Origin of the sequence: Exiguobacterium profundum (assembly GCF_001909285.1) — a bacterium.
Classification (GTDB): Bacteria; Bacillota; Bacilli; order Exiguobacteriales; family Exiguobacteriaceae; genus Exiguobacterium; species Exiguobacterium profundum.
Genome location: NZ_MRSV01000001.1, coordinates 449817 through 462012, shown reverse-complemented (window position 1 = coordinate 462012; position 12196 = coordinate 449817). Strand labels below are relative to the sequence as shown.

General features: G+C 48.3%; 8 protein-coding genes, 1 tRNA gene and 1 other annotated feature (1 of these 10 running past the window's edge). Of the genes, 3 read left to right on the top strand and 6 right to left on the bottom strand.

What is annotated here, in order from left to right:
- The 5 genes from BBB58_RS15115 to pdxS form a co-directional block, all read right to left on the bottom strand.
- Positions 1–53 (bottom strand) — tRNA-Ser (locus tag BBB58_RS15115); it reaches 79 nt to the left of the window's first position.
- Between the two features lie 138 nt (positions 54–191).
- On the bottom strand, positions 192–1475 hold the full coding sequence (serS, locus tag BBB58_RS02445) for a serine--tRNA ligase (RefSeq protein WP_012727759.1): 1284 nt from the start codon (positions 1473–1475) through the stop codon (positions 192–194).
- Between the two features lie 51 nt (positions 1476–1526).
- Positions 1527–1735 (bottom strand) — a binding site (T-box leader).
- Positions 1736–1753: 18 nt separating this feature from the next.
- Positions 1754–3001, bottom strand: a complete 1248-nt coding sequence (locus BBB58_RS02440) for a D-alanyl-D-alanine carboxypeptidase family protein (protein ID WP_084543022.1) — start codon at positions 2999–3001, stop codon at positions 1754–1756.
- Positions 3002–3086: 85 nt separating this feature from the next.
- Complete coding sequence (gene pdxT / locus BBB58_RS02435) at positions 3087–3665, bottom strand: pyridoxal 5'-phosphate synthase glutaminase subunit PdxT (protein WP_074035275.1); 579 nt, start codon at positions 3663–3665, stop codon at positions 3087–3089.
- A 1-nt stretch (position 3666) separates the two neighbouring features.
- Positions 3667–4557, bottom strand: coding sequence for a pyridoxal 5'-phosphate synthase lyase subunit PdxS (pdxS, locus tag BBB58_RS02430; protein ID WP_012727762.1), 891 nt, complete (start codon positions 4555–4557; stop codon positions 3667–3669).
- A gap of 288 nt (positions 4558–4845) precedes the next feature.
- On the opposite strand from pdxS, the gene pdxR reads away from it, so the two are divergent.
- From pdxR to BBB58_RS02415, 3 genes are all read left to right on the top strand, one after another.
- Positions 4846–6249 (top strand): MocR-like pyridoxine biosynthesis transcription factor PdxR, encoded by a 1404-nt coding sequence (gene pdxR, locus BBB58_RS02425; RefSeq protein WP_074035274.1) that lies wholly within the window; start codon positions 4846–4848, stop codon positions 6247–6249.
- A complete protein-coding gene (locus BBB58_RS02420) occupies positions 6246–6866 on the top strand; it encodes a class A sortase (protein ID WP_074035273.1) in 621 nt (206 codons plus the stop codon). The genes pdxR and BBB58_RS02420 overlap by 4 nt, the downstream gene beginning before the upstream one ends.
- 140 nt (positions 6867–7006) lie before the next feature.
- Positions 7007–10429: an alpha-amylase family glycosyl hydrolase gene (locus BBB58_RS02415; protein ID WP_074035272.1), complete on the top strand. Its 3423-nt coding sequence runs from the start codon at positions 7007–7009 to the stop codon at positions 10427–10429.
- Positions 10430–10469: 40 nt separating this feature from the next.
- On the opposite strand, the gene guaB is transcribed toward BBB58_RS02415, so the two are convergent.
- On the bottom strand, positions 10470–11933 hold the full coding sequence (gene guaB, locus BBB58_RS02410) for an IMP dehydrogenase (protein WP_074035270.1): 1464 nt from the start codon (positions 11931–11933) through the stop codon (positions 10470–10472).
- Positions 11934–12196: the final 263 nt, after the last annotated feature.

Sequence of the window (12196 nt, the reverse complement as noted above, 5' to 3'; positions counted from 1 at the left end):
ACACCCCTGACGGTTTTCAAGACCGTTCCCTTAAACCACTTGGGTACACCTCCAAAGCTCATATGCAATTCGTGAGCAACAGTGTCGCTCGACATGATTTATAGTACCAACTGAAGAGACAGATGTCAAACCCTTTTGTGAAAAAACATTAAAAAAATTGAGCAGCCTCAAAATCGAGGCTGCTCAAGCGTTTAGTTCGGCATTTCAATCTTTTCTTTTCCACCCATGTAAGGACGAAGAACTTCTGGAATCACGACCGATCCATCCGCTTGTTGATAATTTTCAAGAATCGCTGCGACCGTTCGTCCGACCGCCAAACCTGAACCGTTCAACGTATGCACAAACTCAGGTTTCGCATTGGCGTCACGACGGAAACGAATTCCCGCACGACGCGCTTGGAAATCTTCAAAGTTTGAGCAAGACGAGATTTCACGATAGACCCCTTGTGCCGGCATCCATACTTCAATATCGTATTTTTTCGCGGCAGTGAATCCGAGATCTGCCGTACACATGCTGAGCACTTGATAAGGAAGGCCTAGACGTTTTAAGACTTCTTCAGCATGACCTGTCAACAGTTCCAATTGCTCATAAGACTCTTCCGGTTTTACGAAGCGGACGAGCTCGACTTTATTGAATTGGTGCTGACGAATTAATCCACGTGTGTCACGTCCCGCTGACCCAGCTTCAGAACGGAAGTTTGCACTATATGCAGTATACGCGATTGGAAGTTGTGTTTCCGGAAGAATTTCTTCACGGTGCATGTTCGTGACCGGTACTTCAGCCGTCGGAACGAGGAAGTAGTTCGTATCCGCTACTTTAAATGCATCCTCTTCAAATTTAGGAAGCTGACCCGTTCCTGTCATCGAATCTCGATTGACCATGTAAGGAGGTAACACTTCAGCGTACCCATGCTCATCTGAATGAAGGTCCATCATAAAGTTGATGAGGGCACGTTCTAAGCGAGCGCCTAATCCTTTATAGAAGACGAAGCGGCTACCTGTTACTTTTCCAGCGCGCTCGACATCGACGATTTGAAGGTCTTCCATCACGTCCCAATGTTGCTTAGGCTCGAAATCAAACTCAGGCTTTGTCCCGATTTCGCGAATCGTCACGTTGTCGTCTTCCGTTTCGCCGATTGGTGTTGATTCGTGCGGGATATTTGGGATGCTGAGTAAAATCAAGTTGAGTTCTGCCTCAACTTCGCGTAACTCTTCGTCCAACAGTTTGATTTCATCGCCGAGGCGACGTGTCTCTAAAATCGGACCTTCGGCATCTTCTTTGTTCCGCTTCAATTCAGCGATCTGTTTTGTCGCTTCGTTGCGCTTCGCTTTCTTCACTTCGACTTCGTTGATCAAGTCGCGACGTTTCTCCTCTAGTTGTGGGAAGCGGTCAAGTGCACTCAAGTCTTCCCCCCGGTGAGCTAACTTTTCTTTAATCCCTTCAAAATCCTGTCGCAAACGTTTAATGTCTAACATTGCTATTCCTCCTTTTTCATATAAAAAAGGTGGCACGTCCCTTTCCCGTAGGAAAGGGACGAACCACCTTGGATCCGCGTTGCCACCCTCGTTGCCCAAATGTTTGAGCCACTCGATGCACGTAACGTGTGCGAACGTGACTTGTTTCCAAGTCAATGCTCCGAGGCCGATTCGGTCACGTCATCTCACTAGTTTGCACCAACCACTAGCTCTCTGTCAGTAGACGTACGTAACGTACTTATTCTCATCATCGCATCTGTCATTGAATTAATCTTACTTTACAACATCTCAACTTGTTCGACAAGACTGATTTTTCCAAGTGCGAGTCGGATTTGATCGAGGAAATCCAAAAAAGCTCGCGTTATTCTCGTCAAGAACGAGGCGGTATCGACCGACTCCGCTGTAACAAGTGCCATCTTAGGAGGAGCCTCTCCCTCTAAATAGCGTACGTTCTCCGAAGAATCGATGGTGACCATGCCTGCCTGTGTGTCAGCCTTAATCGGAGCCTCTAAATCAAGCAGATCATATTCGGGCTCCGGTACGGGTCTTCCTTTTTCGACTAATACTTCAAAGTCGTTCGTCGTTCGGACCGCGACTTGCTCTTCCTCGCCTTGAGAGACCGTTGCCATCTTGGAGATTGTCTCCCCCATCCGCAAGATTGGGGTCATCACGAAATCCGCATAAGCATAATCATGTAGCGCTTTCGTTGCTGCATAACGTTCCTCGTCCGATGTTGCACCGAGGACGACCGACAAAACGGTACGCCCATCCCGTGTGGATACGCCGATGAAACAATATCCCGCCTCATTCGTCGTGCCTGTCTTGAAGCCGAGCATTCCCGGATAAGCGAGGTCACGATTAGCGAGCATGCGATTCGTCGCATCAAATCGAACACCGTCGACGTCCACGTATGCCCGCTTCGTCACGTCGAGCACTTCCGGATACGTCGTCAAATACGCGATCGCGAGCTTCATCAAGTCCTTAGCAGACGTCAAGTTGTCTCCCGGTAGGCCAGCGGATTCAGAATCGAGTCCTGAGGCGTTCGCGAACGTCGTTTGCGTCATCCCTAATTCATCAGCCCGGCGATTCATCTCTTTGACGAATGCCTCTTCCGAACCGGATACGGCCTCCCCGAGCGTTACGGCCGCTTCATTCGCTGAACGAATCAACGCGGCATCGTATAATTCTTTGACGGTATATGGTTTATTTAACAGCGGGATTCGTGCCAACCCCGGCTTTCTCGTCAACGCCAAAGCAGCATCGCTCGGTGTGATTTCTTGTGTCCAACTGAGTTTCCCTGCCTGAATCGCCTCACGCGTCAAAAATGCAGTCATCAGCTTCGTGATTGAAGCCGGCTGAAGCATCGAATCTTCTTGTTTGGCAAATAGAACTTGTCCTGTCGTCACGTCTACAAGCATCGCGCTTGCTGCATCCACTTTCGGAGCGGCCGCAGAGGCAGCCGATGGCAACATGGTCTGTATGACGAATACGACAGTGAGCAATATGATGAAATAACGGGCCTTCACATCGTTTCCCCTTTCTGTACGCTTCTTTGTTCAGTGTAACAAAAAATAAGTTTGAAGGACCCCCTTTTTGCGAGGTCCCTCAAACTTATACATGTTGACTCTGATTCGCTTTGACCATCTCGATAAAATAGCGATGTAACGAGAGGTCATCCGTCAATTCGGGATGGAACGAGCAAGCCAGATACTGATTGTAACGGACCGCCACAATCGCTTCCTCCACTTCAGCGAGCACATCTACTTCCGGTTCGACACGTGCCACTTGTGGGGCACGAATAAAGACCGCTTCGACTGGCTCATCGATCCCTTTCACTGGAAGGTCGACTTCAAAACTGTCGACCTGACGTCCGAACGCATTGCGTTTCACTGTCATCGGGATTTTCTTCAAGTGGGCGTCATACCCTTCGACTTCGTTCGCGAGAAGAATCATGCCGGCACATGTGCCGAACATCGGTAACGTTTCCGTCTCTCGAAGTGGTTCAAGTAATCCATAACGATCGAGTAGTCGACGCATTGCCGTGCTCTCTCCACCTGGTAACACGAGTCCGTCAATTGACTCCAAGTCTTCTACCGAGCGAACGACAACGGTTCGAGCACCGAGCGCTTCCAGCATGCGAACATGCTCACGAATCGCCCCTTGCATTCCTAATACGCCAATCGTTACCATCTTACCAGCCTCGTGGTGCCATGAGTTCTTCTTCTTTGAGTGTGCGGACGTCGAGTCCTTTCATCGCCTCACCCAATCCTTTTGACAAGTGTGCGATTCGCTCATAGTCATCGTGATACGTTGTTGCTTCTACAATGGCACGTGCAAATTTTTCTGGGTTCTCCGCTTTGAAAATACCAGATCCGACAAAGACTCCATCTGCCCCGAGGTGCATCATCAAGGCAGCATCCGCTGGTGTCGCGATTCCACCTGCTGCGAAGTTTACGACCGGCAGACGGCCCGCTTCACGGATTTGCATCAATACTTCAAACGGTGCACCGAGGTCGCGCGCCTCTGTCATGACCTCATCTACGCTCATCGACAAGAGACGTTTCACTTGAGCTTGGACTGTACGCATATGACGAACCGCTTCGACGATGTTCCCTGTTCCCGGCTCCCCTTTTGTACGAATCATCGCTGCCCCTTCACCGATACGGCGGGCTGCTTCACCGAGGTCGCGTGCTCCACATACGAACGGCGCCGTATAGTCGCGCTTGTACAAGTGGAACTCTTCGTCGGCTGGTGTCAACACTTCACTCTCGTCAATGAAGTCGACCCCCATCGACTCGAGGACACGTGCTTCAGCGATATGCCCGATCCGGCATTTTGCCATAACCGGCACAGATACTGCCCCCATGACGTCTTCGATGATTGTCGGGTCAGCCATACGGGCAACGCCACCCATTTTACGGATATCTGATGGTACACGTTCGAGCGCCATGACAGCCACAGCACCGGCAGCTTCAGCGATTTTCGCCTGTTCAGCGTTGATGACGTCCATGATGACGCCACCTTTTTGCATTTCAGCCATCCCACGTTTTACTTTATCTGTCCCTACTTGTCTCTTTTCCATTGAAATCCCTCCATTGATTCGTGTTCTACTTGCTAGTATAAGTTGAATTGACTATATTAAAAGTGCCAGTTTCTCATTATTTAAAGTGGTCAGTTTTAAATAAAGGACTCTATTTCATCTATCACGAACCTGTTGAAGTATAAAGGAGGAATACGTATGTTAAACCGCGATTCGTTTGATGGGGGTCATCGTGCCTCATTCGGGACACCCGGGATTGTCTCTTTCATCATTATTCTTGGGTTTATGCTCTACTTCTTTTTTGGTTCGTAAAGAAAGGAACGTCACACCATGGATATGCTTACCTTATCGCTTGATCAAGAATCGTCCATCCCGCTTTACGAGCAATTGTATAAACACATTCGGGATGCCATCCTCGACGATACGTTAAAGACAGGAACTAAATTACCTTCAAAGCGTAAGCTCTCTCAATTTTTAGATGTGTCGCAGACAACGGTCGAGTTCGCGTATGCCCAGTTACTCGCCGAAGGATACATCGAGTCCATTCCTCGAAAAGGATTTTATGTGTTACCTCAAGAGGAACTGTACGTCCGGCGCTCGAGTAGTACCATCACACCAGCCCCTCAGCGAAAGACATATGATTATGATGTTTCCCCGAGTCAAATCGACACGACTGCCTTCCCGTTTGAACGATGGAAGCGACACATCAAACATGTCGTCGATGACGTGAAACATGAATTACTTGCGTTAGGTTCTGTTCAAGGAGATCTAGAATTACGCCAAGAAATCGCCACATATCTTTATCACTCCCGTGGCGTACAGTGCTCACCAGAACAGATCATCGTCGGGTCCGGTACGGAACAGCTGTTGCCACAACTCTTGAATCTATTACCGGACTCGTCTATCTTCGGGATCGAAGACCCTGGTTATCCGCTCACGCGATTGTTGTTCGAACAACAAGGACGCACATCGATTCCTATTCCCGTAGACGATAGTGGTGTTTGTGTGAATGAGCTCGAGCGTCATGCAATCGATGCACTATATGTCACACCTGCTCATCAATTTCCGACAGGGACCGTCCTGTCTGTCAGTCGAAGGCAACGTTTGTTAAATTGGGCACTCGTCCATCAGACGTATATCATCGAAGACGATTACGACAGCGAGTTTCGCTATAGCGGCAAGCCGATTCCGTCACTGCAGAGCATGGACCCGAACGAACGGGTTATCTATATCAGTACGTTTTCAAAATCTCTCATGCCATCCTTACGCATCGGCTATATGGTCTTACCGACACCCTTGTTAAACCGTTACCGGGAACGACACCAGTATTTCACCTGTAGCGTTCCCCGGTTCGAACAACAGACGTTGGCCTTATTCATGTCGAGCGGTGACTTTGAGAAGCATTTGAACCGGATGCGAAAAATATACCGTCGTAAGTTAGAAAGTGTCCTCTCCGCCTTCCGACCATTCGAACCGACCGTCACCGTGACCGGAGCAAGTGCCGGATTGCACGTCGTGTTGACCATCGCGACCGAGCGAACAGAGCAAGAATTGAAGCGGTCCGCCGAATCCGCCGGAATCGCCATTAAATCCATGAACGACTATCGTATCGTGCATCCGGACTCCCACAAGCAATTTCTGTTCGGGTTTGCGCATTTGTCTGAGTCGACTTTACCTGACGTGATCGTTCAGTTGATGCTTGCGTGGGAAGTTTCAAAAGGAGGGAAGTCATGAATCGACGTATCCGGTGGCTCATCGGACTTTTACTCATTGGGAGCGGCATCCTCTTTTTGACGAGTCCGATTTGGAAAAATGCCATTGCTAGTTCGACGAGTGAATACGTGGTGGAACAGATGGAATTTCAAGAAGAGAGCGAATTTGATCCAAGTTATAATTTTAAAGCCGTCAGTCCGCTCTCTGTATCGGACGTCCTACAAGCGCGCAATCGGTTTCATAATTTGCCGACAATCGGCGTGATTTCAATTCCCGATGTCTCACTGAAACTTCCCATCATGAAAGGCTTGGACAATGAAAGTCTCGCGGTAGGCACCGGAACGATGCATCCTGAACAAGAGATGGGCAAAGGGAACTACGCGCTCGCCGGCCACTACCTACAACGAGCAACTGCCCTATTCGGACCGCTCCATGAAATCGAGGTCGGTGCCACGATCTACCTTCAAGATGAAACGCAAACGTACGAGTATGTAGTCACTTCGCTTGAAACCGTCTCTCCTGAACGAGTCGATGTATTAGATGTCACCTCAACCCCAACCATCACGTTAATCACGTGTACGTTCGATACGACAGAGCGCCTGATTGTAAAAGGGAAGCTTGTCGCCTCATCCTCTTGACCGCTTCTCCTTTCAGAATAGGAGAAGCGGTTTATTATTTTTTCAAAAACATATTGTTAGCGCTTTCAAGTTCCGATAAACTATTTTTGAAAACGTTTGCATAAAAGTGTGCAAATCCATTTGACAGGAAGAGGTGCCTCATGAAAAAAACAACCGCTCGTCAGGCTTCAACGCTGATCCTTTCCGGAGCATTACTCATTCAAGCCGGTGTCCCGATGAACGCATTGGCCGAACCGACCATGATGACGATTGATGGATTGAAAACAGACTGGAGCTCGATCCCAGCCCTTGCGACTTCCCCGGTTACGGGTTGGCAAGGATTTGATGTCGGTGATTTATACATACAAAACGATGCTCAACATCTTTATTTTTATGTAGATGCGAACAATGTCCCGAATTGGGGCGACAACGGACAATACATTAACATCGCCCTTCAAATTAACGATGAAGATTCTGGCGTCTCTGAAAATCCACTCGGATACCCATTCGACTTTACAGGCGTCGACAAGGCACCTCAATATCATGTTCTCGTTCGTGTCGATGGCGATCAAAAAGTCAAAGAGGCCGCCCTTTATAAGGCCGGACAGGATACCCCACTCTTACAATTGAACCAATTGAACGGTGCGGCTTTCGCAGTGGACCGGACGAAAGGATTCGAAGGAAAGATCCCATTATCCTTACTCGGGCTAAACAATGGAGACCAAGTTCGTGCCTTGACTGTATTGAGCGGCAATAATGCAGGAGAGCATGGTGCGTTCGATACGATTCCAAGTAACGCGGCCAACCAACTGGCGAACAGCTGGAACGTCGCTGCTACTCCGTCGACGCAATCCGTATATAGTGCCCCGTTCACGTTAAATGGGGTGGAGACGATTGATCAGCTTGAGGTCGTTTCGGTGACCCCGGCTTCATCCTCGATCGACGTGGATGTGTCTACCCCAATCACATGGACGTTCAACGAACCTGTCCGTCTCGATACTGAAGCAGTCACGCTTCAACAAGGAGAGACAAAAATCCCGGTCGACGTGACAACGAACGGTTCGACCGTGACACTTCAGCCGAAAGAGGCACTCGCACTCGACACGTCATATACGGCGACCATCCCAGCGGATGCGGTGACAGGGACGATTTCCAACACGTCACTCCCTGCCTTGACGACTTCGTTCAAAACGGCAACCAAGCTCGCCGATCCATGGGAAACGACTCGTTATATCGAGATGAAGTATGTCCGCGCGGATGGAGATTATACGGATTGGAACTTGTGGACGTGGAGCACCGGTAAAAAAGACGGCCAAGTTGACCCGTATCGTATCACGGAGGACGGGGCCATCTTCCGAATCCCCGTTGGCCAAGACGCCACCAAAGTCGGATTTGTGATCCGAAAAGGAACGGATTGGGCTGTGAAGGACGCATACGGAGAAGACAGATACGTCACGCTCGGAGAAGACCGTGTCACGAAGGTCCTCGTCGAAAGCGGCAAAGGTGTGTTCCATCAAGTTCCGACAGTCAACGGACCAGTGTACGGTACAGACGGGATCAGTTTCTTCTACCGCGATGTAGCACTCTATGAATCCGGAAAAATGAATGAAATCGAACAGGTCGCACTCAAAATCAATGATGAAACTTATCCGATGACGTATGAGCCTGAAAACGAATGGTTCCGCCACACAGTGCGTTTGCCTGAAGGCGTTCATGATTACACGTACCTCGTCACAAAAGACGGGGTGACGACTGAAGTGAAGGATCCGTACTTTGAGGCTTCTCAAATCGAGTATCGCCAACCGACCGTCAAACTCACTTCTTCAGTCAGTCCAAAAGCGATTAGCTCCAGAGAAAATGCCGTCCTACGGGTAAAACCAACCTTACCGAAGGGAGTGACGCTTCGTGAACTCTATATCGATGCACGACCTCTCGGAGGACCCGCTAAGTTGCACATCGACCGTGCATTGAATGCTCAAACCATTGCGGTGAAAGATACGATCAAACCAGGAAACAAGACGCTCTCTGTCACAGCCGTCGACCAGTATGGAAATGTCCATCGCTCGAAGACCACCATCCGTGTCGTTCCGAAATCGATGAAAGAGAAACAAGCATTTGATTGGGATGAGGCACGAATCTACTTCATGCTAACCGACCGCTTCTATAACGGGGACGTGTCCAATGATAATCCGAACCGTGAGTACTATGATAAAGACCATCTGGAATCGTACCATGGTGGAGACTTTGCGGGTGTCACAAAAAAACTCGATTATTTAGATGACTTAGGCATCAATACAATCTGGATTACACCGATTGTGGATAACATCGATTGGGATTTGCGTTATGGGAAAGATGGGTCTCAATATGGCTATCACGGATATTGGGCGAAAAACTTTGAAAAACTTGATGAACACCTTGGAGATATGGCCGCATTCCATAAATTGATTGACGAGGCGCATAAGCGTGGCATCAAAATTATGGTCGATGTCGTCTTGAACCATCCAGGCTACGGCATGGAACCAGGTGCAAGTTCAGCCGTCACGAATTTCCCGACGGATGCAGAACGACAAGTATTCGATGGCATGATTCGCGAGAATCCGGTCGATGGGGACGACCTCAGAATGTCCTTATCTGGTCTTCCTGATTTCAAGACCGAGGAAGCGGCCGTGCGGGAGCAATTGGTCAAATGGCAGACGGATTGGATCAAACGTTCGAAAACGAAAAAAGGAAATACAATCGACTACTTCCGTGTCGATACGGTCAAACATGTAGATTCAACGACGTGGAAATCATTCAAAAATGAGCTGACAACAATCAAGCCAGATTTCAAACTCATCGGCGAACACTATGGAGCCAGCATCAACAATACAGGCGGTTATCTGCGGAGTGGACAAATGGATTCCTTGCTCGACTTCGATTTTAAATACCAGGCCGAGCGATTCGTAAACGGCAACATTGAAGATGTAGAAAAATCGCTCCAATATCGGAATAACCAATTATCGAATGAAGCAACGCTTGGACAATTCTTAAGTAGCCACGACGAAGATGGATTCCTCGTCTCGCGCGCAGATGGAGACACAGGTAAGCAAATGGTCGCTGCCGCCCTTCAGATTACGGCCAAAGGTCAACCGGTCATCTATTACGGAGAAGAAGTCGGGCAATCTGGGAAACATGCAGGGGATATGGATAAAGGTGAGTTCAATGAGAACCGCTATGACTTTGACTGGTCACGTGTCAAAGGAGAAGGGAAAGCGATGCATACGCATTACCAAAAACTATTGAATATCCGTGCAGACTATTCTCACGTATTCAGTAAAGGAACACGATCATCCGTCTCTGTGAATGCCAATTCTGGTTACTCGATTTTTGAGCGGGCCTACGGCAAACAGTCCGTTCTCGTCGGATTGAACACGAAAGAGAAAGCACAAACCGTTTCATTTAAGACGTCGTATAAGGCGAAGACTATTTTGATTGACCGCTATAGCGGCAAATCATACACTGTTCAAAAAGACGGGAAGGTGACCGTCTCACTTCCTGCTCAAGATCAGGGAGGTACCGTCATTTTAGTCGAGAAACGCAAATAAAGAACCGCCATCCTGAGTGAACAGGATGGCGGCTTTTTCATTAACGTGAATAGTTTGGTGCTTCTTTTGTAATGTTGACATCGTGTGGGTGGCTCTCTTGGAGTCCAGCACCTGTCATACGAATGAACTGTGTATCTTCACGAAGGGCACGAATGTCGGCAGCGCCGCAATACCCCATACCTGAACGAAGACCACCAATCAATTGATAGACCGTGTCAGCCAGTTCACCGCGATACGCGACGCGACCTTCGATACCTTCAGGAACGAATTTTTTGTCTGCTTCTTGGAAGTAACGATCTTGGCTTCCGCGTTTCATCGATGCTTCTGATCCCATACCACGGTATGTCTTGAATTGACGACCTTGATAGATTTCCATTTCACCTGGGCTCTCTTTCACACCCGCAAGCAAGCTTCCGAGCATGACTGCATTGGCTCCAGCGGCGATGGCTTTGACGATATCACCAGAGTACTTAATTCCACCGTCAGCGATGACTGAGACACCGTGCTCTTTCGCTTCCATCACGCAATCATAGACTGCTGTGATTTGCGGAACACCGACACCTGCGACGACACGTGTCGTACAGATCGAGCCTGGTCCAATCCCAACTTTAATGACGGATGCTCCTGCTTCAATCAATGCACGCGTCGCTTCTGCTGTTGCCACGTTCCCTGCGATGATTGGAAGGGATGGGAACATATCACGTAACTCACGAACCTTTTCAAGTACGCCAGCTGAGTGACCGTGTGCTGTATCGATAACCAATGCATCCACACCTGCTTCAACCAACACTTGAGCACGTGAAGCCGCGTCTTTCGTCACACCGACTGCAGCTGCGACAAGAAGACGACCTTGCTTATCTTTTGCTGCGTTCGGGAACTGTTCGACCTTTTCGATATCTTTCGTCGTAATGAGACCTTTTAATACACCGTTCTCATCGACAAGTGGAAGTTTCTCGATGCGATGTTGATGAAGGATACGCTCGGCTTCTTCAAGCGATGTACCCACTTTTGCTGTGATGAGGTTCTCTGTCGTCATGACATCTTTGATTACCGTCGAATAGTCTTTGATGAAGCGAAGATCACGATTCGTTAAAATACCAATCAATTGACGTTCATCTTCTGAGTTGACGATTGGGACGCCCGAAATACGATACTTACTCATCAAGTATTCTGCATCGTATACTTGACGGTCTGGAGTTAAATAGAACGGGTTTGTGATGACACCATTTTCTGAGCGCTTTACGCGATCGACGTGCTCAGCCTGCATTTCCATCGACATATTCTTGTGAATGACACCTAAACCACCTTGACGGGCCATAGCAATCGCCATTGGGGCTTCAGTAACGGTATCCATACCGGCACTGATGATCGGAATATTTAATTCGAGTCCTTCACAGAGCTTCGTGCTTAAATCAACGTCACGTGGTAAAACATTTGAAAACCGTGGTACGAGTAATACATCATCAAATGTTAAACCTTCTTTTGCAAACTTATTTTCCCACATAAAAATTGATGGCCCCTTTCTCGTTCTACCTACATCTTTGTTTCGAAATATTTCTGTAATGGTAACAGGTATAACGTAAAAGTGCAATTCAATTCCCGATGTTCAGAAAGTTCAGAATTGTGTTCATTAACTTAAATAACATTAAAATTGTTCGGAATTTCATCGTGTGAACAAGCAGAATATGAAGTTCGATTTCATTATGAACGTAAAAAAACGACCGAGCGTATGCTCGGTCGTCCTGCGTTGTTGCCTGGCAACGTCCT